Source organism: Arthrospira sp. PCC 9901, from assembly GCF_059013425.1.
Genome location: NZ_CP102296.1, coordinates 4365359 through 4386783, shown reverse-complemented (window position 1 = coordinate 4386783; position 21425 = coordinate 4365359). Strand labels below are relative to the sequence as shown.

Below are 21425 nucleotides of genomic sequence, written 5' to 3'. Positions count from 1 at the left end.
TGTCGCCACCCCCACCGAACCTAATAAATCAGTATATTCTACTCACCACATAGTCCCCTAATTCCACCAGAGCTTGACGAGACTCTGAAGGGGGTAACTGCTTGATATGTTCTACGGCGACCTGGGCGTGGTGGATGGCTAGTTCTCGGGATTTCTCAATCCCAGAACTTTCTTGAATTAAGGCGATCGCCTGTTCCAAGTCCCCATCTTGAGCAAATTCGCGATCGATCAGAGTTTCCAGAAAAGGCTTTTCTGCCAGAGCAAACAGGGTCGGAGCCGTCAGATTTCCGCTTTTGAGATCCGAAGCAGCCGGTTTACCTAGGGATTCCGTCGAACCTGTAAAGTCTAAAATATCATCGACAATTTGAAACGCCAAGCCAATATTACGACCATATTTATACAAATCTTCTGCTAGTTCTGGTGAAACTCCACTTAACAGACCAGCCGCCTTAGAACTATTGGCGATTAAGGATGCTGTCTTGTAGTAACTCTTTTCGAGATAGGCTTCAATGGACAAGCTAGTGTCAAATCGATTTAGTCCCTGTTGAATTTCTCCCTCTGCCAGATCCATGATCACCTGTGACAGAAGTTTAACTACCTCTAAGTTATCCAGGTTGGCTAAATACCAGGAGGACTGGGCAAATAGGAAGTCTCCGGCTAAAACCGCCACCCGGTTATTAAACAAACTGTGAACTGTCGGGACACCCCGCCGCAGTTCTGATTCATCCACCACGTCATCATGAACCAAACTAGCAGTATGGATCATTTCTGTGATTTCAGCCAGACGGCGGTGCTTAGGTATGATTTCGTGATCGGGCATGGTTGCCCTAGATATTAGCAGCACGATCGCCGGACGCACCCGTTTTCCCTGTACGCTAAATAAATGCTCTGCTGCTGCATACAGGATCGGGTGACGAGCGCCCACCAGTTGTTTCAGGTTATCGGTTAGCAGTTTTAGGTCTGCTTCAACGGTCGAAAATAGAAGAGTGCGAGAGGTCATGGGTTTGCCAACTCAGGCTGGATGATTAACAAAATTTTACATATTATAGTTCGATTTTAAGCTAAGGCTATCATCTCACCAAACTCTCAACTGGGATTATACCCCACCAGAGCATCAACTTGAGATCTTCACCACACCTGCATCAAATCTAATTAACCGTGAACCCCCTACAGGGCGGGTTGATTCATCTTGGACTATGCCAAATTAGCTACTAGACGGGCCTACCCCTAGATGATCTCTGCCCTCTCCCCCATCACCTATTGTCCATTATCCGTTGTCCATTGCCCCTGAAAATTTTTTTCTCATAATTGGTACAATTCGTTAATTTTGTGTTAGCTTAATTATTAAGAGTTTAAAAAAATTCTACACATTAAGGGCAACAGGTGTGGCAGCCAAATATTAACTGGCTGTTGTTGCACAGGTTATCCGCAGAAAAGGGGATAGCTAGGGGCGATTTTAGAAGTTCCTAAGCTGGCATCAGATTATGGTGTGGCGGCTTGGTGGGTTCAAGACCAATCAGCACGGTCTAGGCTTATATTTAGGCGGCGGACTTGCTGTAGAAGTCTGGTAACTTGGCATAGGTATTAGGGAAACTTTCTGGAGTTGCAAATCTCTGGTTAGTTATTGTTCATGTGCCTGGTGGTATCCCTGATTAGATAGCGATCGCCACCCAGCTATAACCTGGCGTGGGAAACCTGCCCCTATGTATATGTAGCTACTCTTAAACTCCCATATATGCTCCTCTCTCACACACAGACTAGCCGCACCACCTATGAACTACCACGAATTACCGTTAATGATTCCCCTACTCGCCACCGGTTATGTGTTGACTATTTATTTGCTGTTGATGGTGGCTAAACATACAGCAGCGCGATTTTCTCGCTTTCGCTCTTAGTTATATTGATCACCGATCATTAATTCGCTGAAAACAACCACTCCCATTTGGCGGAGTGGTCTTTTCTCTGATGAAATATTATTCACACAAACAGACTCGGTAAAATTACTTAGTTACATAGACAATAGGCGATCGCGATCGCTATGCAGATTGACTGACAGTTAACCGCTGGTCGGAAATAGCCGTGTCTAATTTTTCCCAAGAGTAAATAAAGGGAGAACTTGCCAGCGAACAAGATGCCCAATCACTTTGCACAGAACCGTGAAACAACTGGCAAACACCGCCTCGTCGCCCCTCAGATTTATAGTGGAGGCAATTGCGACAAGTCGATGGAGTAGAATTTTTGATCGGCATGACAAACCTCTGGAGCTCACTTGATTTATTGTTTATCAAAATCGCTCAAGAACCTGTTATCTAAACTACAGTTTGCCAAGAAATATCAATCAATCTATTCCACACCAATATATTTATGAAGCTGAACCGAAAGCCGATAACCTGGAAACTGTTTTAATTTTGCCAATACCAAAGGCAAAGTGCGGTCTATATCAGTCCACTGCGGTTGTAAAAAAACCGGAATCGTAGAATTTTCCGCCAAACGGCATCGATAAAACTCCAACTCATCCCCCACATCAATCACCAACTTAATTTCGGAAGCCCGTCGCCACATCTGTGATACCACCGGATAACGGGGGCTGATATGTTCCTTGGGACTCAGAGTAATCCAGCATAGATCAGAAACATCTTGCCAAAACGCCCCCGATGTCTCAATAGAAACCTGCCTCCCAGTTTCTTCTAATACCCTCACCAAATCAGGTAACTGAGGATATATAAACGGTTCACCCCCAGAAATTACCACCCTTGGCGACACCAACTCCGCCAAAAGTTCATCAAAACTACGCATATTCCGGGGTAAACCTTTCCCCCCATCAGCATATCCGGTGTCACACCAAGGACAACCCACCGGACACCCCGCCAACCGAATAAAATCTACAGGAGTTCCCGCCCAATAACCCTCCCCTTGGATGGTTTGCTGAAAAGTCTCATGTACTGGAATTGTAATCATCCGCCGCTTTTTTTAGCTTTATATCCCAATTGAGTAAGTATTTGCAGTAACTTATCAGTATGATCACCCTGAATTTCCAGAGTTTGGTCTTTCATGGTTCCTCCAGTGCCGCACTGATTTTTCAGTTGTTTTAATAACTTACTCAGGGTCTGTTCATTGCTTTGAAAGCCGGAAATAACCGTGACTGTTTTACCGCCCCGTCCCTTACGAGTTGCCTGCACTTTTAAGTTTTGCTGTTGGGGGGGTAAGTCCGGCACTCCTGGTTCCATAGCTTCGGAATTAGAAGAATTGCCAAACTCTGAGTAAGCGATCCGATTCTTATGAGACGATTTCCTATCAAAATTTCCCGAATATGGGGCCATAACTCATTACTCAATAACATACTAAAGCGGGAAGTTACCCCTACTTCCATCTTCCGACTCAGCAGGGGGAACTATTTAACCTATAGCGGAAAACCGCCAAGAGTGGCAAGTTGATAGTTGTTAATCATCAATTAATTTGACTGGGCGCTGTCTCAGGCAGTAACTTTAGAGTTGAGGGTGGGACTAGGAACTTCCTCAAAAATGGCTCCCTGTTCTTTTAACTCCTGGATACGAGCAGCATTTAACCCGGTAACCTGTTTAAATTTGACGTTTTGCAACAATGCCCCGGTTAGGTTAGCTTCCTTGAGGTTGACACCCTGAAATTTGGCGTGACTCAGTGCTGCATCTACGAGTTCAGCCCGCATGAGGTTAGCTCGACTCAAATCGGCATAACTAAGGTTAGCATGGGTGAGAATGGCTCCGCTCAAATCGGCCCCACTCAAATCGGCCCCACTCAAATCGGCACCTGTTAGATCTGCCCGGGTCAGGTTGGCTCCGCTGAGGTCGGCTCCGCTGAGGTTGGCACAATACAGGTTTGCTCCTATTAAGTTAGCATTGAATAGGCTAACACCAAGCAAATTGGCTCGAAATAGGTTCGCCCGAAATAGGTTCGCCCGAAATAGGTTCGCGCCACTCAGGTTAGCATTACTCAGGTCCGCCCGGAATAGGTCTGTATCCCGGAAATTGCGATCGCCTGCTGCATAAAGGTTGAGCAGTTCTTGTGAATTCATGATAATTTCCTAATCTCCAATATGATTAACTGCAATTGTGCCTAAGTTCTTGTTCAATCGGGCAAAACTTTATTTTAATTTAAAAAACCACGGGTATCAGTCAGCCCCACATCCTGCATATCCTTTCAAATTACAGTCGGCGACTGCACAATAGGGATGATGTAATTTAGGAATTATTGACATTAATTGTGGGTTTGGATATAATTGGCACTATATTATACCCTATTATCCCCTCGGCTGAAAAAGTGCGATCGCTAACTGGCTAAGTAATTAAACAGACTTGCTCTAGTTTCTTGTCATTCCGAAAATACAATCTTATGAGCAACACTTATAATTCCGGTACTGACCTGGTAGACTCCTCTGGTAATCTGGATTCTGCTCAAGATAGTAGAGACTTACCAGATATCATCTTTGATTTTTTTATTAAGATTGTAAAAAAATATGACTCCGAGACAGTCTTAGAAGAATTTATCGGATTATTTTGGTATCTGAACTGTAGCGATGAACAGGCTAATAATGCTTTGAGAACTCAACTGAAGCAGCCATCATCAACAGCCGCCATTCATCCGATCCTGAAAAGAAGTTGTTATATTTTAGCCAATAACTGGTATATTAGTCGCAATTATCAAGCCGTTGAGTTACTGCTAGAACATCTGGAAAATACCGAAAGCGATGAAGATGACATTCTCGATCCTGAATTAGGAAAACTCAGAACTCAGGTTAAATATTTTCTGCAAAGTGCTGATATTCAAGATATTCGTCATTGTGTATTACAGCATTCTCAGGGCTGGAGTAGTCGTTATAAAAGTTATTTATTAGTTAACCAATATATTGACCCAAATAACTCTCAGGAACAGCAAGAGGTAGCGCGAAATATATCTAAACAACTCCGAGAACAGTATAAATTTGACCTGGCGATGTATCTGGCTCACTCATCACCAAAAACTCAACTCCAAAATGAAACCAACATTAAAAACCCTACTCAGCTAGGAGATCAAGTTTTAGATATACTTAAAAAAACCATTTCCACCCAGCGCGTTTACAGCTATACCCATCAAGCTGAATTGTTTTTAAAACAAACTAATAAGGTTACTTATAGAGATTTTAAAAATGCCTTACCTGAATACTTAATGATTCAGAGCGGGGAAAAATCTACTACCCGTATTTTGCGGGAAAAAATTTCCGCCCAACTGAAAGATTTGTATAATTTCCATGATTACAGAATTATCAATGACGATTTAAAAATTCGTACCTGTCATAGTCTCATCGACTTTTTGACGATAGAGGATGGAGAGAACCCCTCTTTTATTTTTACATTTATGATTAATCAGGGTAGTATTTTTACCTTGGCTATTCTGATGCTAAAAGTTATTTTACTAGACCACTCGTCTAAAGTACACTTAGAGTTAAAAGTGGCTCAACTGATTCAATTTTATCAAAAATATGAAGAAGAACGATGTCGTCAGTTTATATTGTTTTTGGAAATTTTCAATCTGGTATTGACAATTTTTACGGAAAACGTCCAATATCACCTGGTGAAGATGGATCAGGATGATGTATCAGGACCTCTGACTGATAACTTGGATGCTTACCGGGTTTTCTCTCAATGTAAAGGACTTGATTTGCGTCAAGCTAATCTGAATAATCTGAACTTAAAAAGTCTGGATCTCAAGGGAGCAGACTTTAGAGGTGTGAATATGATTCAAATGGATTTGAGTGAGCTTGATCTACGGTTGGCAAATTTAGAGGGTGCTAATCTCCAACAGGCTAATCTTAATGGAACTCAGTTATTTATTGTTAATTTAAAACAGAGTAATTTGCTAGAAGCGAGTCTGCTAGATGCTAATTTAGCCCGGGCGGATTTGCAGCAGGCTAATTTAAATCGTGCTGATTTAACAGGGGCTAATCTTCATCGGGCTAATTTAACAGCAGTTGATTTGACTGAGGCTAAGTTATGCTCAACTAATTTAGAAAATGCCGATTTACAAGGGGCAAATTTGGAGTTGGCTAACCTCAATGGTGCTTGTTTAAGTCAAGCTAATTTACAGGGGGTTAATTTACGCGGCGCTCAACTGCGATCGGCTAATTTGCGAGGTGTGGATTTAAGGGGGGCTTGTTTGCGAGAGGCGGCGCTGACGGAAGCTGATTTAACGGGGGCTAATCTCCAGGGTGCCAATTTGCAGGGGGCGCAACTAGACAGGGTTAATTTGACGGGAGCGATGCTGGAGCAAGCTAATCTTTCCTATGTTAAACTTAATCAGGCTAGTTTAGAGCGATCGCATTTAGTTGGTGCTAAGTTGGTTTATGCTCAACTGCGCTATAGTATTTTAAGCCACGCTAATCTAATGGGTGCTAATCTCAGCTATGCTGATTTAACCCGTGCTAATTTAGCTGGTAGCAATCTTAGCCATACCCATCTATTTCGGGCGGCTATTCGTCATGCTGACCTCGCACAAGCAGACCTCTCCAATGCTAATTTATTGGGTGCAAATTTATTTGGTAGTAATCTGACTGAAGCCCATATAACAGGTGCCAAATTTGGGAACAATTGTGGACTGTCTGACGAAACCAGAAAGTGGATAGGTTCACGGTTGGATTAGTCAGTAAATACTCGAAAATCCTGAATACGCCACCCTTTAGATTCTAGGTGAATTTGGCAGTTCATGGGAGAGACCTGGAAATCACAGATGTAATATCCGACTAAATTACCATTATCGTTACACACCCGCAAATTATATCCATAGTGGCGGGTAAATTCGGCAAAATGATGGATAAATATAAACTGTTCGAGATAGCGTTTCTGGTTCCATTGGAAACGGTTAACCACTAAAGTGATAAACCTGTCCAGATATACATTTGGTAGAATCGGGGTAGAATCGAATCCTATAAACCACTGATTGAGTGTTTCGCCGCCGTAGCGTTTTTCAGCTAACCAAAGGCTGGGAATACTTAGTTCTGTTTGAGATAGGGGTGGTGGCGGTAAGATAGCGCGTTGAGGAAAGCAGGGTTTGGCGGTTTTATTAAATTCCCAATTGGGTAAAGTTTGCGATCGCCCTATTTCACCCCATCCCGTAATGGTCAATAAACAGAACACGAAAAAATATACCCTGGTTATCCAGGGATATTGCTGATTTAAAGCCATGATTATCTAATGTCCAGTGAACCCTGAAAAATCAGGCTATATCCAGGCTTACCTTGCTTAATCCACCTTTACCGGAGAAAGCTACTAACTAACCACAAAACTATCAGCGTGACTAAGGTAATGAACCGTTCAACTGATAGGGTAGCTCCCGCCATGGGGCTAAGTAAACTTCCCAAGATTAATCCCAGAATTAATCCCCCCACGGTCAGCAGAACCGAGCGACCAAATTTGTTCTCTTTGCGGTTGAGAAAATACAGAGAGGTAGCCACCCCCAAGGCGAGGGGAAGTTGTAGCAGGGAGATCTCAATAGCTGGATATAGGCTCACAACTCCCAAACCCAGGTAAATCAATGACGGCCACATCAACTCCGCACGAGAAGGCGTATCGAGCATTCCAGTCAACCAGGAGGCTTTAGGAGTGGTCTGGGGTTGAACTTCCTTAGCTGGAGGCCCAGCGATGCGTTCAGGAAAGCGAATCCGCTCAGGTACTTTGATTTTACCCTCTTGGCGCATTCTGAGGCGATCCATAAGGATGGCATCATAAGCGGCCTCAATAGATTCTATCACCTGGCGCTCACCGGTGTGCTGTTCTCTCAGGCGATCGCGGGCATCCTGAATTTCATCAAAGGATGCGTCAATCGTAACCCCAAGCTGTTCATAAGGACTTTGCTGGCTCATCGCATTTAATTTAACTGGAGTCTAATCAATTGACATTGGACCCGCCGTCAAACGGACGGGGATTCCCAAACCTGACGATTTAGGTTTACTGTTTCATCGCACCCACCTCTACCCTCAAGGAGTTTCTGGTCTTCTAGTCCGGACCCAGACCATCCCCGCCAGCCCTGCGGTTGTGATGAGTCGATCAAAACTCATAGAGATGAGATGATGAGATGATGGGTTGATTTTAACACAATCTTCTCTGGAATTGTGTGGCTGGGGTGGTTTGGCAGATGCAACAAGATTAGGAAAAACTAACTATTCCAGACCATTGAACCAATTTCAGCCGATCGCGCCTATAGGAAAATAATAGCTCAGGCTGGCTGTAGGTACACTCAGAACAGATAGCTATTTGCTCAGGGTCTAAACCAACGGCTTCGAGTTGCAAAGCGTTAAAACGGCGAATATCGACCCGTAGGCGATCGGGTTCCGGGTCAGACAATAGGGGGGGGTCTGGTAGGTGGAATAAGGGTTCTAAAATTTCGGAGATACTGCTGGCTGTATCAATCATTTGTAGGGTAGCGCCTAGTTTGACTGCTACATCCTGTGAGACTTGATAGCATTCCCCGGAAATAGCTGGACCCATGGCGACTCGTAAATTAGCAATCTGGCTGCCTTGCTGTTGAAATTGAGCGATCGCCAATGGTAGAATTCTGGTAGATGTACCGCGCCACCCGGCATGAATGGCAGCTACTCGCCCGGTTACCACATCACCTATAAGCACAGGAACACAGTCAGCACTGGCTACCCAGACGGATTCTAAGCCTTTATTGGTTATTAAGCCATCAGCTTCCGACCAGGATATTTCCTCGCTATTGGTTTCAGTTTTTGGTATAGGGGAAACCTGAGTGGTTTTGAAAACCTGGTTACCATGAACCTGTTTGAGACGGTAGACCTGGGCGGATGGTTCCAGAACCTGCACTAAATCAACAGGAGAACGGGGGCTAAATCGTCGCGAAAAAAAACCATGTGGCCAGTCTTTTAAGATACTACAGGTTAAATAGGGCAGTTGTTGCCACTGATACCAAGTCCAGATGTGCATTGTGTCAGTGAAAAGAGATTTCAGGGAACAGCTTAACCGGGAAAGCGCGACAATTATTGATTTAACTTACCGGGATATTTGATTAAATGGATTGCGATCGCATACTGGGTGCTTTACAGGCTTTACAAGAAAACGCCGTGGCTGTTGGCTCGCCGACGGTCTCCTACCTTGACCTTGATGCTTCTCCGTCTATCCTCATATTTGATCAGCTTGGTTCCACTAATGAAACCCTGTGGGAGTTGTTGAACACTGGTAAAGCCGCCCCTAGAACCACAGTGATCGCTCTCCAACAAACAGCAGGACGGGGACAATGGGGGCGTGAGTGGCAGTCAGAATTGGGGGGATTGTACTTGTCTTATGCCCTCGCCCTCCATCAGACTATCACAGATGCTGCTACCCCACAGCATAACTATATAGCCTGGTTAACCCAATGTAGCGCTTGGGGTATTGCTACAGTTTTACGCTCGCGCGGTATTCCCGTCTGGCTGAAATGGCCTAATGATCTGCTCCTGACAAAACGCAAATTGGGTGGTATCCTAACAGAAACTAAAGTCCACAAGGGAAAAATCAGCCAAGCCGTGATTGGAGTCGGTCTGAATTGGAGTAACTCTGTACCCCCCACTGGCATTAATCTGCAAGAATTTTTCAATGCACATCCCACTACGCCTGGGGTAAACTCACGAGAAATGTTGGCAGCTATTGTGATCTGGGGTATCGAGTTAGGGTTAATGCACTATGCACAGAGGGGAAGTAAGGGTCTGATGTCATCCTATATGGAACTGCTTCTTCTGAACTCATAGGACTCTTAACCCTTTCGCGGAGCGACTACGCAGTAGTATCCCCCTGGGAAATTATTTCCCCATTGTACGTCAGGCTCTGTAGAATGAAACTCGGTTAAAGCCTAAACAACTCAATTCTACAATTGCCCAATTTATCATCTGGTTGTGTGAGGAAATGACAGAATCCAGTTACTCTAAATCTAATGTAAAATCTACCCAGCCTATTTCCCATAATAGTAGACTGTCCTGGCGCTCCCTGGCGTTGGGATTAAGCTGTTTGAGTGGGGTAGGATTATTGGTAAATCGTGCGATCGCCTATGAAGAATTTTCTATCCCCTTTGATAACGAACCCCTAGAATCCTACAACACCTACACCCCCGAACCAGAACCCTATTACGCGCCGCCAGTTCAGGAATCTTATATAGCGCCAGAACCCTACTACGAACCAGAACCCTATTACGCGCCGCCAGTTCAGGAATCTTATATAGCGCCAGAACCCTACTACGAACCAGAACCCTATTACGCGCCGCCAGTTCAGGAATCTTATATAGCGCCAGAACCTTACTACGAACCAGAACCCTATTACGAACCAGAACCCTATTATGAGCCACCCATAGAAAGCTCAGGTGGTTACATCGCCCCACCAGAACAGCCGATTTATTTGCCAGAAAAGCACCAAACGGCATCGCCACCCTCTTATGAGAATATTTCTCCCCCATCTGCATCCACAGCCCAGGGAACACCATTTAATAACCCAGATCATAACTTTATCGACCCTACAGATTACAGTATTGGGGCTACAGGAGGCGGTGGTTATGAAGCGCCTTCAACCGTCATCTTTTCCGAGCGCCAGACAGGTTGTGAAACAGCGGTTGGAGTCGGTCAAACTGTTGATCGATTGTGTGTTCCGCCACCCGCACCTATTGCTGAAATTCCTGGTCAGCCTACTTATGGGACAGGATATCCCACCGGGGGAGGGAAAACAGTTACTCAGCACCGTCAGCCTTCCCATTCATTCGGTCAACAAGCAACAGGAAGAACTCACTCAGCCCACAGCAGAGGCTGGGGAACTACAAACGTCGCCGCCAGTTATGGTGACTCTCCAGACTATTCCTATCAGGTCCCTGTAGCCGGATTAAGTCCGGTGCAAGTGGGACCCATCAGCATGAGTGCGATGAGTAATTCAGGTTTGAGTTACTATAAGCGCACCATGCGACCCCCCAGACTTCCCGGAAATTCAGATACTCACCTGCTTTTCCCCCTCAGTATTCCCGCCCCAATTACTTCATTATTTGGTTGGCGACAACACCCAATTTTGGGAACTGGCCGTTTCCATACAGGTATTGATTTCGGAGCAGATACCGGAACTCCTGTAGTGGCATCTTATTCAGGGGAAGTTACCCTGGCTGACTGGTTAGGGGGATATGGTTTAACCGTGGTTCTTAACCACCAGAAAAAATCGAAAGAAACCCTTTATGCTCACCTATCAGAATTGTTTGTCAAACCGGGAGAATTTGTCCAACAAGGGGAGGTAATTGGACGGGTAGGAAGTACGGGAATGTCTACAGGACCTCACCTGCACTTTGAGTTACGGAAGCTGACTAATGAAGGCTGGGTAGCGATTGATCCACTATTACAGATAGAATTTGCCCTCGCTCAACTAATCAATACTCTGCGCGTGGCTGGAGGTACCAGCAGAGGAATTTATTGCTGCCCTACCTAACCAAACGAGGAACTGGGAAACAGGTTTGCCTCAACTGCCTCCCCTTCCTCCGGGTATGGATATCATTGTTCCCAATTTGGAACCACCTACCATCAACTTTGGCTTTAAAGAAAACGTGGAGAAAGCACAACAATAGGCGATAGGTTTTGCGCCACCAAAAACTGATAATTTACCCGCCTTCAATAGTATGGCGGGTTTATTGGTTGCTAATTCACTTGGTAAAATATCTGTGGATCCCCGGAAGTGGAGAAGAGAAGGAAAGGAGAGGAGCGATCGCCTTGTCAGATATGCTATAGTCAAGTCAGAACTATCGGTTCTCTTGTATATGACTGCCACCGAATCTTTAACGACTCTACCGGATCATACCCAACTTCCCTGTGAAGACGGAACCTTTGTGAAAAACTTTCAAGAACACCCCCAAAGTATCCTATTAACCGATTCTATTCGTCCGGTTCTTAATCAAATACATCCAGACGGACAATATTGCATTGGTCAAGATAGTGGGATTTACTGGCGCATTACAGACCCACCCCAAAAAGGAGCGGAAGCACCGGACTGGTTTTATGTGGCGAATGTTCCCCCTACTCTTAATGGTAAACTGCGACGGTCTTATGTATTGTGGCAAGAATTAATCTGTCCCCAAATCATCATTGAATTTGTATCTGGGGATGGTTCAGAAGAACGAGATAAAACCGCTTGGAAAGGCAAGTTTTGGATTTATGAAACGGTAATAAGAACGCCGTATTATGCCATCTATGAAGTGGAAAAATCTCAGGTAGAAGTGTATCGTTTAGAGGGTAGTTTCTATGAGTTGCTAACCCCAAATAACCGCAATCATTACCCAATTCCCGAAATGGGAGTAGAGTTAGGTATCTGGTCGGGAATATATCAGAACGTGGAATTACCTTGGTTGCGTTGGTGGGATAGTGATGGTAATTTACTGTTATCTGGTGAAGAACGAGCGGAACGGGAACAACAACGAGCGGAACAGGAACGACAACGAGCGGAACGGGAACGACAACGAGCCGATCGCCTAGCAGCTCGTTTACAGGAATTGGGAATTGATCCTAATGAAATCATCTGAAATTATCCAATTTTGGCTTTAGTGTCATAGAAGTGGAGAAGAGAAGGAGAGGAGCGATCGCCTTGTCAGATATGCTATAGTCAAGTCAGAACTATCGGTTCTCTTGTATATGACTGCCACCGAATCTTTAACGACTCTACCGGATCATACCCAACTTCCCTGTGAAGACGGAACCTTTGTGAAAAACTTTCAAGAACACCCCCAAAGTATCCTATTAACCGATTCTATTCGTCCGGTTCTTAATCAAATACATCCAGACGGACAATATTGCATTGGTCAAGATAGTGGGATTTACTGGCGCATTACAGACCCACCCCAAAAAGGAGCGGAAGCACCGGACTGGTTTTATGTGGCGAATGTTCCCCCTACTCTTAATGGTAAACTGCGACGGTCTTATGTATTGTGGCAAGAATTAATCTGTCCCCAAATCATCATTGAATTTGTATCTGGGGATGGTTCAGAAGAACGAGATAAAACCGCTTGGAAAGGCAAGTTTTGGATTTATGAAACGGTAATAAGAACGCCGTATTATGCCATCTATGAAGTGGAAAAATCTCAGGTAGAAGTGTATCGTTTAGAGGGTAGTTTCTATGAGTTGCTAACCCCAAATAACCGCAATCATTACCCAATTCCCGAAATGGGAGTAGAGTTAGGTATCTGGTCGGGAATATATCAGAACGTGGAATTACCTTGGTTGCGTTGGTGGGATAGTGATGGTAATTTACTGTTATCTGGTGAAGAACGAGCGGAACGGGAACAACAACGAGCGGAACAGGAACGACAACGAGCGGAACGGGAACGACAACGAGCCGATCGCCTAGCAGCTCGTTTACAGGAATTGGGAATTGATCCTAATGAAATCATCTGAAATTATCCAATTTTGGCTTTAGTGTCATAGAAGTGGAAAAGAGAAGGAGAGGAGCGATCGCCTTGTCAGATATGCTATAGTTAAGTCAGAACTATCGGTTCTCTTGTATATGACTGCCACCGAATCTTTAACGACTCTACCGGATCATACCCAACTTCCCTGTGAAGACGGAACCTTTGTGAAAAACTTTCAAGAACACCCCCAAAGTATCCTATTAACCGATTCTATTCGTCCGGTTCTTAATCAAATACATCCAGACGGACAATATTGCATTGGTCAAGATAGTGGGATTTACTGGCGCATTACAGACCCACCCGAGAAAGGAGCGGAAGCACCGGACTGGTTTTATGTGGCGAATGTTCCCCCGACCCTCAATGGTAAACTGCGACGGTCTTATGTATTGTGGCAAGAATTAATCTGTCCCCAAATCATCATCGAATTTGTATCTGGGGATGGTTCAGAAGAACGAGATAAAACCGCTTGGAAAGGCAAGTTTTGGATTTATGAAACGGTAATAAGAACGCCGTATTATGCCATCTATGAAGTGGAAAAATCTCAGGTAGAAGTGTATCGTTTAGAGGGTAGTTTCTATGAGTTGCTAACCCCAAATAACCGCAATCATTACCCAATTCCCGAAATGGGAGTAGAGTTAGGTATCTGGTCGGGAATATATCAGAACGTGGAATTACCTTGGTTGCGTTGGTGGGATAGTGATGGTAATTTACTGTTATCTGGTGAAGAACGAGCGGAACGGGAACGACAACGAGCCGATCGCCTAGCAGCTCGTTTACAGGAATTGGGAATTGATCCGAATGAAATTATGTGAAATTATATAATTATGGCGTTAGTGCCATAGTCAAAAATCGTGTTTGCAACTATGTCCTATAGATTGTTATTTGTTTGTCTGGGAAATATTTGTCGATCGCCTTCAGCCGAGAATATTATGAATCATCTGATCGAAGAGGCTAATTTGAGCGATCGCATTGTCTGTGATTCGGCGGGGACATCAGGCTATCATATTGGTTCGGCCCCTGATCCTCGTATGACTATGGCTGCGAAAAAACGAGGCATTGTCCTCAAGGGTTCTGCTCGTCAGTTCACCGCCTCCGATTTTGATAATTTCGATCTAATTTTGGCGATGGATCGGGACAATTATCAGCAAATTCTGTATCTTGATCGAGGGAAAAAATATGGTGATAAGGTTAAGCTAATGTGCGATTTCTGTAGCCATCATACCTTGAAAGAAGTTCCCGATCCCTACTATGGTGGTCCGGAAGGTTTTAATCAGGTGATTGATTTGCTACTAGATGCCTGTGAAGGCTTATTAGAATTTGTAGTTAATCAACCATCGGTTAATTAATTAGGTCATTTTCCAAGGCAAACCGTACCAGTGCAGCGCGGTTACTGCTGTCAGTTTTGCGGAGTAAACTGCTAACATACTTTTCGACAGTGCGAGAACTCAGATGCAGAGAATTTCCGATTTTGACGTTGGATAATCCTTCTGTAAGTAGGTTCAAAACCTGTTGTTCTCGTTCGGTGAGATGAATGTTGGTAGTTGATAAACTGTGAAAATGATGCCGTTTATAACGGGGACTGGTATGGTTTGATAGGGGTTCATTAATCCGAGACCTCCATTCTGCTTCAATGAGTTGCGATCGCTCTAAAAGCGCCCTAATCACTACACCTAACTCATCTAATTCAAAAGGCTTAGGGAGATAATTATCACACCCGAGTTGATAGCCCCGAATCCGCTCTTCGGTACTGGTATGAGCGGTTAAAAAAATCACTGGTAACAAACGGAAACCAGGTTGGGAACGAACTCGCTTGACTAGCTCAAAACCATCCATTTCTGGCATGGCAATATCTGTTACTATCAGGTGTGGTTGATGCTTTTCTACCAATTCGAGTGCTTCCTGACCATTGGTGGCAGAAATGACCATATATCCTGACATTTCCAGATAATCGCTAATCGAAAGGCGAGTTCCCAAATCATCATCAACGACTAGAAGTGTCAAAGGCATAGGAACTGGAGATAAAAGACTAGAGATTTAGATTCTCTATGGGTTTTAGAGATAGGCTGACTCACAAAAAACACCTCACCAACTAGGAAGTTAATACCAAATGCTGTAGCTATCCTCAAATCGCCACTACTTAAATGATTATTTGGGATTGTTTATTTTAACATTATATGTAGTTGACAAGTGGATAGCTTAAGGGATAAGTATTTATCCCTGTACTGATCAGTGGCATGGCAGGGGGCTGTATGATTAGGCATACATCTGGGTTTCCAAGACTTTGATGGTTTGCTGGCGGGTTTTCTGATATGTAAATAATTGTCTCACATCAAATTGAGAAGATAACACTCTTTCCGGCAGCCACTCCCCCGGCTGAGTTATGGCTTGTAAGCCTTGGAGTTCTGTGATCATGTCTCTATAGGCGGGTAAGCCAGATAATTTACTAGATCGAGGGTTGGGTGTGTCTCCAAAGGAACCCACAGCTTGCCAATTTTTACCTGTGGCTGTGGTGGTGCGATCGCTATTATGACCTATACCCAAGGCCATTTTTTCGGTAGCGGGGAGTAAGGCTACTTGGGCGATCGCCACCAGGGCTGCTGTCCCAATTAATCCAGTTATCCCCTCTAGCATTGGCATTCCCGACAACAGACCCAAACCACCACGGGAGACACTGTTATAAGCCGACTCGGCTAGAGTTCCAGGTAAAACTTCAATGGGTGGGAAGTTGGCTGAAGGTCTCTGTTGGGGTTGGGTCTCGTTTATATAGGCTTTAGCAGTAGCGATCGCTTTCCAGGACTGTTCCCAATGGTCTGATGGTAATTCACTGTGCAACTGAAAGCTACCTTCTCGCCATAGGTAAAAAATCACCTGACACACTTGGGGAATTTCAGCTTGTGCTATCCAAGCCTCAAAGCGTTTGAATAGGGGCTGATTCTGAACATTTGTCCCCTGACGAAACTTAGTAAATATAGATAGAAAATCAGGTCTTTCTTCCTGTGCAATGGTCTGGCTGGTATTAATACTATTAATAATTATGGCATCTACAGTCATTGACAAAGCGATGGCACTAGATCTCAGATAATATTGTTTGAGAATCTTAGGGAGGGAGGAATGCAAAATTATGGCATCCAGACGAGTGAGGTTGTCTAAATTAGTAACCATCTCCCCGGCACGCAAATATTGATAAGTGCTGCGGATATCTCGTTGTTCTGTTAGTTCTAATTGACCTGCATTTAAGGCTAACTCAATAGATTTTTCAATAGCCATTAATCGGGAATTATAACTAGCAATAAGATAGCGCTGACTTAACTCGGAATATACAGGAGAAGACAGAAACAAATAATCCAGCAAATTTAGAGCGTTAGGGTCTTGAATAACCGAGCCTGATTGCAGATTATTATAAGCCTGAAAACATCTAATTTTACTGCGGTCATGAATGGGAGATTGTACAATCAGGTTGTTGATTTTACGGTCAATATTATCAGAGGGCTGGTTGAGTAAAGTATGCAAAATTAAAAAGGCATCCTCTCCCTGCAATCCACACCCTTTCAGACGCAGATTAGCACCTTCTGAGCTATGGGGTGGGATTTTCACTTCATATCTTTTACCTGTTTTTACCATAACCATTTGAGTCCCCCCATTGGTGGCAATTTGAGCCGGGACAAAAATATGATAAAGCTCATCTGTACTCCAGTCATATTCTGGATTAGTGGGGATTTCGTCCTCGGCTTCTGGATAAATATTTTCGACCCATCCTTGAGCGCGTTTAACCACAGAAGCCCCAGAATTGGTGGCTTTATGCAGTGCGGCTTTCCCCACTTCGGAAGCGCGATGAGTAATCGAATCCCCCACCTCAGTTGCTGTTTTTCGAGCTGTTTCCGTGGCTCGATCGCTCAGGGATTTACCCAACTCTGATGCGGGTTGACTCCAATTTTTAGGCAGACCGGATACTTTCTGGTTTACGGAATCCCAAAAAGATTGATTTTGGCGATCGCCCATAGTCTACAACTCCATCCAAACTCGCATTAAACCAACAGTAGTGTCCACTCAATTATTTTTGCTTAGAACAGAAATCTTAACAGTAGGGGAGTAGCGCTTTCCAGCAGTTCCATAACCCCGCCATTACGGGCTCTAAGTTCCTGGGGATTTTGACGAAATTCGATGATTTCCATCAACTGAGCAGCAATTTCCTGCCCTTCCTGGCTCCCCAATCTATTATATAGTTCTTGAGCCTGTTTAGCATCTGACATGGCTCTATTTAAATCACCCAAATCCGCCCAAGCCATACTGCGAGCAAAATAAGCCGCCGCCAGGTTAGGATTGAGACTCAGGGCGCGGTTGTAGTGGTCTATGGCATTTTTATAGTTCCCTTCCAAGGCTTCTTTAACTCCCAGGCGATAGAAATCCTCGGCATTGCCAATATTAGTCGGGAGTCCCACCACTCCAATTAATTGAGCCTCAGTAATATTAGCCTCAAGGGCGATCGCATTAGCCAAATAAGCGCCCCGCAAATCCGACCCCGCCAGGTTTGCCCCAGTCAGGTTCGCCCCAGTCAGGTTCGCCCCAAATAAACTCGCCCCAGTCAGGTTCGCCCCAGTCAGATTAGCCCCAGTCAGGTTAGCACGACTCAGGTTAGCCCCAGTCAGGTTAGCCCCGCTGAGGTTAGCCCCGCTGAGATCTGCTAACACCAAACCCGCATTAGTCAGATTGCAGTTTGGACATTCTTTAGTTGATAGGAGTTGTCGGATCTCCTGTAAATTACTGGCCCGGACCGGAGCCATTGGTAGGATAGCAATCGACAGGGTAATCATCGTTAGAATTGGGAATTTCATCGAAGATCTCCGGTAGCGAGTAAGCGTTCATGAACCTTTATTCTATACCATTTTCCGCCCATGACTTGGGTAGTATATATGCGGCAATTGTGATCTAAATCAGGTTTAATATTGATCACAATCACAATGGCTGACGCGCTCTATCACTTCCATAATCCCTAGAACGTAAGATAATAGCTACATAGCGTTATATGAGTTCCCATGCTGGCGCAATTCTCACCCTCATCTAACAATCTCGATGCTCTAATTGATCGCATTTTTGTTTCTCGCAAGATCACCCGCGAGGACCAAAAGCAACTTATGTACTTGCTTCTATCCAAGGAATGTCTGAGTGATGAAGAACACGACTGCATTAACGAAGTATTCGATCGCCTACGTCGGGGATTACTCCACGTTGTTGAGTAAATTATCGAAAATTTTGGGTTGAAAACCCCGTCGTTCTACGACGGCTTTTCTTGGTTTTTAATGTAAGACTTCAGAACCTCTAATGGTGCGCCACCGATTGAAGATACAAAATAACTAGGCGACCATAAAGATTCTTTTCCGTAGAGTTTAGGGAATCTGGCTTGCCCATATCTACGACTGGCAAATCCTTTTAAAGCATTTACTATGACAGAAATAGAGAGTTGAGGAGGGTATTCAACTAAGGTATGAATATGGTCTGACTCCCCATTAAATTCCAGCACTTGAAAATTCATTTTTTCAGCCACTTCTCGAAAAGACTTCAGGATTAACATCAGGCTCTCCACTGTCAAGATTTGGCGACGATACTTAGTCACACAGACCAAATGAATCTTTAAATCCGAAACAGACGCTCTTTTCGTCAAAGGGTTGACATCTACCAGACTCCTAGCTATAATTAATGCAGACTCATACATTTTTACAGTATGAAGCTAAGATATCGATATCGAATTTACCCAACAGACCAACAATAGAGATTGATGTCTCAATTGTTAGGATGCTGTCGGGTAATATTTAACGATGCCTTAGCATATTGTCAAGAACAATACCGTGCGGGTAACAAAAAGCCTAATATCAACGAACTTTCTCAAAGACTTACAGAACTCAAAAAAACCGAGGAAAAAATCTGGTTGGGAGAAGTTTCTTCTATTCCCTTACAACAGTCTTTAAGAGATTTAGAGCAGGCTTACTCTAACTTTTTCAAATCCTGTAAAGGACAAAGAAAAGGTAAGAAAGTTAAACCTCCCAAGTTTAAAAAGCGTAAATCTAAGCAATCCGCTAGATTTATGGATAATGGTTTTAAACTCTACCTTAATTCGGATTACATTTACATCGCTAAAATGGGTGATATTAAAGTAGTCTGGAGTAGAGAGTTACCCACAAAACCTTCTAGTGCCACCTTAATCAAAGACAGTGCTGATAGGTATTTTGTCAGTTTTGTTGTTGAGTTTAATCCTCAACCCTTACCGGAAAACCAAAATTCTGTAGGAATTGATTTAGGAATCACTGATTTTGCCACATTAAGCAATGGTGAGAAAGTTAAATCTCCTAAGCCTTTAAAGAAACAACTAAAGCGTTTAAGAAGATGACAACGTAATTTGTCGAGGAAACAGAAAGGCAGTCAAAGAAGGGAAGTTGCTAGAAAGAAATTAGCTAAACTTTACGCCAAGATTTCTGATACCAGAAACGATTTTCTTCAGAAATTGTCAACTCGGATTATTCGTGAAAACCAAACGATAGTCTTGGAAGATTTAAAGGTTTCAGGGATGATTAAAAACCGAAAACTATCCCGTGCTATTTCGGATTTGGGTTGGCGCAGTTTGAGAACAATGCTAGAAGTTAAATCTGTTATGTACGGGCGTGATTTTCGTGTCATTGATAGATGGATTCCCACTTCTCAAACCGGTTCTGGCTGCGGTTTTCGCGGTGGCAAAAAAGAATTAAATATGAGAGAGTGGACTTGTTTAAATTGTGGCACATCTCATGATAGAGATGTTAACGCTGCGATTAATATTAAGGTCGCCGGAGGGCATTTGGAGACTTTAAACGGATGTGGAGAGAGGGTCAGACTTTCTGTAAAGAAAGCACATCTCAATGAAGCGTCAACCCGTCCAGCATTTCAACAATTGTCAATCTTTGATTTGTTGAAATAGATGGAAAGCCCCGTTAGCGCACGCCGGGACGGATAGGCGGGTGTCAAAACTCATGCAGGCAGAATATACGATTAATTTCGCCTCCCCAAAACACGAGAAACCCCCTCCAGATTTCCCGGTTTGTTGATCGGCATATTCTCGGTCAATACTTATTCAAATTTACGATAAGGGAACCTACCTTGGTTGGTATCAAACCATTGATTCCAAAGGGTAGTGTTTTCTGGGCTGGCAATAGTTGAATTAACTACTCGGCTCCACTCCCGGCTGTTCATGGGTAGGATACATCCGTAATTCTCGAAGGTCAGGGGTTGGCTGGGAACCAGTTGAAAGTTCTGGCGATCGCTCCCATCTTTCCACAACTGTCCAAGCAACAGAATACCATCACTAACAATGCCTTGTAATTCCCCCGCCTGTAAGCGGCGGATACCTTCAGCGCGGCTAGGGACGGCTTCCCATTGGGCTTCTGGGTAAACTGGGCGCAACTCGCTATCAGCGGTGGTAGATTCTAAAAATCCAATGGTAACCCGTTCCAAGCTAACGGTTGAAATGTCTGTTTCGGATAGTTGGGTGGGGTCAAGGCGATCGCGATTTTCAGTTTTGACTAACATCTGAATCCCCGTTACAAAAAAGGGAGTAGAAAAATCCACCCCATTTTCCCGTTCAGCGGTGATGCTAGTAGCCTCGCACACCAGGTCTAGGTTTCCCTTTTGGACTTGTTCAAAGCGATCGAGTAGGGTAACAGTAGTCATCTCCAACCGGATCGGCTGGTTTAGCTTCTCTTCAAGGCGACCATGAATCAACCTAATCAAATCGACAGAATATCCCTCGATCTCGCCATTATCGTTTAAATAGCTAAAGGGAACCGCATCAGTCCGTACACCCGCCCGCAGGACTCCAGTTCGTCCGATTTGTTCTAAAACAGTTTCCGCCGCTGCATATCCAGTAAAGCCAACACTCAGGATTAAGCTAAGTAGGGGAATTGCCAACTTTTGATTCATAGATCTAATTTAAATGGTGGGCGATTATCAAAAAAACCCAGTTAAAAACTTTGCCCAATTGG

Annotated in this window: 21 protein-coding genes and 1 pseudogene; 10 read left to right on the top strand and 12 right to left on the bottom strand. The window is 44.1% G+C overall.

The window, feature by feature from the left end:
* Positions 1-28: 28 nt before the first annotated feature.
* Positions 29-1000 (bottom strand): solanesyl diphosphate synthase, encoded by a 972-nt coding sequence (gene sds, locus NLZ44_RS19475; protein ID WP_493750846.1) that lies wholly within the window; start codon positions 998-1000, stop codon positions 29-31.
* A gap of 772 nt (positions 1001-1772) precedes the next feature.
* Between sds and NLZ44_RS19470 the strand changes: the two genes are divergently transcribed.
* Positions 1773-1895 carry a hypothetical protein gene (locus tag NLZ44_RS19470; protein ID WP_006625852.1) on the top strand — a complete coding sequence of 41 codons (123 nt, stop codon included), beginning with the start codon at positions 1773-1775 and terminating at the stop codon, positions 1893-1895.
* A gap of 448 nt (positions 1896-2343) precedes the next feature.
* Here NLZ44_RS19470 and NLZ44_RS19465 read toward each other — a convergent pair whose 3' ends face one another.
* The 3 genes from NLZ44_RS19465 to NLZ44_RS19455 form a co-directional block, all read right to left on the bottom strand.
* Positions 2344-2958 (bottom strand): 7-carboxy-7-deazaguanine synthase QueE, encoded by a 615-nt coding sequence (locus tag NLZ44_RS19465; protein WP_008050609.1) that lies wholly within the window; start codon positions 2956-2958, stop codon positions 2344-2346.
* Entirely contained in the window at positions 2955-3320 is a 366-nt protein-coding gene (locus NLZ44_RS19460) for a translation initiation factor (RefSeq protein ID WP_008050607.1), read from the bottom strand. Before NLZ44_RS19460 ends, NLZ44_RS19465 begins: the two co-directional genes overlap by 4 nt.
* A 152-nt stretch (positions 3321-3472) precedes the next feature.
* Positions 3473-4051, bottom strand: coding sequence for a pentapeptide repeat-containing protein (locus tag NLZ44_RS19455; RefSeq protein ID WP_008050605.1), 579 nt, complete (start codon positions 4049-4051; stop codon positions 3473-3475).
* Between the two features lie 317 nt (positions 4052-4368).
* Between NLZ44_RS19455 and NLZ44_RS19450 the strand changes: the two genes are divergently transcribed.
* On the top strand, positions 4369-6651 hold the full coding sequence (locus NLZ44_RS19450; protein ID WP_493750845.1) for a pentapeptide repeat-containing protein: 2283 nt from the start codon (positions 4369-4371) through the stop codon (positions 6649-6651).
* Here NLZ44_RS19450 and NLZ44_RS19445 read toward each other — a convergent pair.
* The 3 genes from NLZ44_RS19445 to pgeF all read right to left on the bottom strand — a co-directional run bounded on the left by NLZ44_RS19445 (position 6648) and on the right by pgeF (position 8951).
* Positions 6648-7193 carry a hypothetical protein gene (locus tag NLZ44_RS19445; protein ID WP_008050600.1) on the bottom strand — a complete coding sequence of 182 codons (546 nt, stop codon included), beginning with the start codon at positions 7191-7193 and terminating at the stop codon, positions 6648-6650. The genes NLZ44_RS19450 and NLZ44_RS19445 overlap by 4 nt on opposite strands.
* Before the next feature lie 68 nt (positions 7194-7261).
* Positions 7262-7870 carry a CPP1-like family protein gene (locus NLZ44_RS19440; RefSeq protein ID WP_493750844.1) on the bottom strand — a complete coding sequence of 203 codons (609 nt, stop codon included), beginning with the start codon at positions 7868-7870 and terminating at the stop codon, positions 7262-7264.
* A 283-nt stretch (positions 7871-8153) separates the two neighbouring features.
* Positions 8154-8951 carry a peptidoglycan editing factor PgeF gene (pgeF, locus tag NLZ44_RS19435; RefSeq protein WP_008050597.1) on the bottom strand — a complete coding sequence of 266 codons (798 nt, stop codon included), beginning with the start codon at positions 8949-8951 and terminating at the stop codon, positions 8154-8156.
* Positions 8952-9037: 86 nt separating this feature from the next.
* Between pgeF and NLZ44_RS19430 the strand changes: the two genes are divergently transcribed.
* The 6 genes from NLZ44_RS19430 to NLZ44_RS19405 all read left to right on the top strand — a co-directional run bounded on the left by NLZ44_RS19430 (position 9038) and on the right by NLZ44_RS19405 (position 14765).
* Positions 9038-9751: a biotin--[acetyl-CoA-carboxylase] ligase gene (locus NLZ44_RS19430; RefSeq protein ID WP_111892496.1), complete on the top strand. Its 714-nt coding sequence runs from the start codon at positions 9038-9040 to the stop codon at positions 9749-9751.
* A 154-nt stretch (positions 9752-9905) separates the two neighbouring features.
* The gene (locus tag NLZ44_RS19425) at positions 9906-11453 is read left to right on the top strand and encodes a M23 family metallopeptidase (RefSeq protein ID WP_493750843.1); all 1548 of its coding nucleotides are present in this window, start codon (positions 9906-9908) and stop codon (positions 11451-11453) included.
* 325 nt (positions 11454-11778) lie between these two features.
* Positions 11779-12537 carry a Uma2 family endonuclease gene (locus NLZ44_RS19420; RefSeq protein WP_035759629.1) on the top strand — a complete coding sequence of 253 codons (759 nt, stop codon included), beginning with the start codon at positions 11779-11781 and terminating at the stop codon, positions 12535-12537.
* Positions 12538-12646: 109 nt separating this feature from the next.
* Positions 12647-13405, top strand: coding sequence for a Uma2 family endonuclease (locus tag NLZ44_RS19415; RefSeq protein ID WP_035759629.1), 759 nt, complete (start codon positions 12647-12649; stop codon positions 13403-13405).
* Positions 13406-13514: 109 nt separating this feature from the next.
* Positions 13515-14231 (top strand): Uma2 family endonuclease, encoded by a 717-nt coding sequence (locus tag NLZ44_RS19410; protein ID WP_369299524.1) that lies wholly within the window; start codon positions 13515-13517, stop codon positions 14229-14231.
* A 51-nt stretch (positions 14232-14282) separates the two neighbouring features.
* Positions 14283-14765, top strand: a complete 483-nt coding sequence (locus NLZ44_RS19405) for a low molecular weight protein-tyrosine-phosphatase (RefSeq protein ID WP_493750842.1) — start codon at positions 14283-14285, stop codon at positions 14763-14765.
* On the opposite strand, the gene NLZ44_RS19400 is transcribed toward NLZ44_RS19405, so the two are convergent.
* The 3 genes from NLZ44_RS19400 to NLZ44_RS19390 all read right to left on the bottom strand — a co-directional run bounded on the left by NLZ44_RS19400 (position 14758) and on the right by NLZ44_RS19390 (position 18251).
* The gene (locus NLZ44_RS19400) at positions 14758-15426 is read right to left on the bottom strand and encodes a response regulator transcription factor (protein ID WP_006625870.1); all 669 of its coding nucleotides are present in this window, start codon (positions 15424-15426) and stop codon (positions 14758-14760) included. The genes NLZ44_RS19405 and NLZ44_RS19400 overlap by 8 nt on opposite strands.
* Positions 15427-15672: 246 nt before the next feature.
* Positions 15673-17418, bottom strand: a complete 1746-nt coding sequence (locus NLZ44_RS19395) for a hypothetical protein (RefSeq protein WP_493750841.1) — start codon at positions 17416-17418, stop codon at positions 15673-15675.
* 62 nt (positions 17419-17480) lie between these two features.
* Positions 17481-18251 carry a pentapeptide repeat-containing protein gene (locus NLZ44_RS19390; RefSeq protein ID WP_493750840.1) on the bottom strand — a complete coding sequence of 257 codons (771 nt, stop codon included), beginning with the start codon at positions 18249-18251 and terminating at the stop codon, positions 17481-17483.
* A gap of 201 nt (positions 18252-18452) precedes the next feature.
* Here NLZ44_RS19390 and NLZ44_RS19385 point away from each other — a divergent pair, with 201 nt between their 5' ends.
* Positions 18453-18656, top strand: a complete 204-nt coding sequence (locus NLZ44_RS19385; RefSeq protein ID WP_006625873.1) for a hypothetical protein — start codon at positions 18453-18455, stop codon at positions 18654-18656.
* A 35-nt stretch (positions 18657-18691) separates the two neighbouring features.
* Here NLZ44_RS19385 and tnpA read toward each other — a convergent pair whose 3' ends face one another.
* Positions 18692-19129 carry an IS200/IS605 family transposase gene (gene tnpA, locus NLZ44_RS19380; RefSeq protein ID WP_493750839.1) on the bottom strand — a complete coding sequence of 146 codons (438 nt, stop codon included), beginning with the start codon at positions 19127-19129 and terminating at the stop codon, positions 18692-18694.
* A 63-nt stretch (positions 19130-19192) separates the two neighbouring features.
* On the opposite strand from tnpA, the pseudogene NLZ44_RS19375 reads away from it, so the two are divergent.
* Positions 19193-20365, top strand: a pseudogene (locus NLZ44_RS19375) (RNA-guided endonuclease InsQ/TnpB family protein).
* A 149-nt stretch (positions 20366-20514) separates the two neighbouring features.
* On the opposite strand, the gene NLZ44_RS19370 reads toward NLZ44_RS19375, so the two are convergent.
* Entirely contained in the window at positions 20515-21363 is an 849-nt protein-coding gene (locus NLZ44_RS19370) for an amino acid ABC transporter substrate-binding protein (RefSeq protein ID WP_493750838.1), read from the bottom strand.
* Positions 21364-21425: the final 62 nt, after the last annotated feature.

What these genes read in the sequence shown, in the direction of transcription:
- tnpA (WP_493750839.1), bottom strand. Translation starts at nt 19,129, where the DNA reads ATGTATGAGTCTGCATTAATTATAGCTAGGAGTCTGGTAGATGTCAAC.
- pgeF (WP_008050597.1), bottom strand. Translation starts at nt 8,951, where the DNA reads ATGCACATCTGGACTTGGTATCAGTGGCAACAACTGCCCTATTTAACC.
- NLZ44_RS19395 (WP_493750841.1), bottom strand. Translation starts at nt 17,418, where the DNA reads ATGGGCGATCGCCAAAATCAATCTTTTTGGGATTCCGTAAACCAGAAA.
- NLZ44_RS19415 (WP_035759629.1), top strand. Translation starts at nt 12,647, where the DNA reads ATGACTGCCACCGAATCTTTAACGACTCTACCGGATCATACCCAACTT.
- NLZ44_RS19425 (WP_493750843.1), top strand. Translation starts at nt 9,906, where the DNA reads ATGACAGAATCCAGTTACTCTAAATCTAATGTAAAATCTACCCAGCCT.
- NLZ44_RS19465 (WP_008050609.1), bottom strand. Translation starts at nt 2,958, where the DNA reads ATGATTACAATTCCAGTACATGAGACTTTTCAGCAAACCATCCAAGGG.
- sds (WP_493750846.1), bottom strand. Translation starts at nt 1,000, where the DNA reads ATGACCTCTCGCACTCTTCTATTTTCGACCGTTGAAGCAGACCTAAAA.
- NLZ44_RS19445 (WP_008050600.1), bottom strand. Translation starts at nt 7,193, where the DNA reads ATGGCTTTAAATCAGCAATATCCCTGGATAACCAGGGTATATTTTTTC.
- NLZ44_RS19390 (WP_493750840.1), bottom strand. Translation starts at nt 18,251, where the DNA reads ATGAAATTCCCAATTCTAACGATGATTACCCTGTCGATTGCTATCCTA.
- NLZ44_RS19470 (WP_006625852.1), top strand. Translation starts at nt 1,773, where the DNA reads ATGAACTACCACGAATTACCGTTAATGATTCCCCTACTCGCCACCGGT.
- NLZ44_RS19405 (WP_493750842.1), top strand. Translation starts at nt 14,283, where the DNA reads ATGTCCTATAGATTGTTATTTGTTTGTCTGGGAAATATTTGTCGATCG.
- NLZ44_RS19420 (WP_035759629.1), top strand. Translation starts at nt 11,779, where the DNA reads ATGACTGCCACCGAATCTTTAACGACTCTACCGGATCATACCCAACTT.
- NLZ44_RS19460 (WP_008050607.1), bottom strand. Translation starts at nt 3,320, where the DNA reads ATGGCCCCATATTCGGGAAATTTTGATAGGAAATCGTCTCATAAGAAT.
- NLZ44_RS19370 (WP_493750838.1), bottom strand. Translation starts at nt 21,363, where the DNA reads ATGAATCAAAAGTTGGCAATTCCCCTACTTAGCTTAATCCTGAGTGTT.
- NLZ44_RS19430 (WP_111892496.1), top strand. Translation starts at nt 9,038, where the DNA reads ATGGATTGCGATCGCATACTGGGTGCTTTACAGGCTTTACAAGAAAAC.
- NLZ44_RS19440 (WP_493750844.1), bottom strand. Translation starts at nt 7,870, where the DNA reads ATGAGCCAGCAAAGTCCTTATGAACAGCTTGGGGTTACGATTGACGCA.
- NLZ44_RS19455 (WP_008050605.1), bottom strand. Translation starts at nt 4,051, where the DNA reads ATGAATTCACAAGAACTGCTCAACCTTTATGCAGCAGGCGATCGCAAT.
- NLZ44_RS19385 (WP_006625873.1), top strand. Translation starts at nt 18,453, where the DNA reads ATGCTGGCGCAATTCTCACCCTCATCTAACAATCTCGATGCTCTAATT.
- NLZ44_RS19410 (WP_369299524.1), top strand. Translation starts at nt 13,515, where the DNA reads ATGACTGCCACCGAATCTTTAACGACTCTACCGGATCATACCCAACTT.
- NLZ44_RS19400 (WP_006625870.1), bottom strand. Translation starts at nt 15,426, where the DNA reads ATGCCTTTGACACTTCTAGTCGTTGATGATGATTTGGGAACTCGCCTT.
- NLZ44_RS19450 (WP_493750845.1), top strand. Translation starts at nt 4,369, where the DNA reads ATGAGCAACACTTATAATTCCGGTACTGACCTGGTAGACTCCTCTGGT.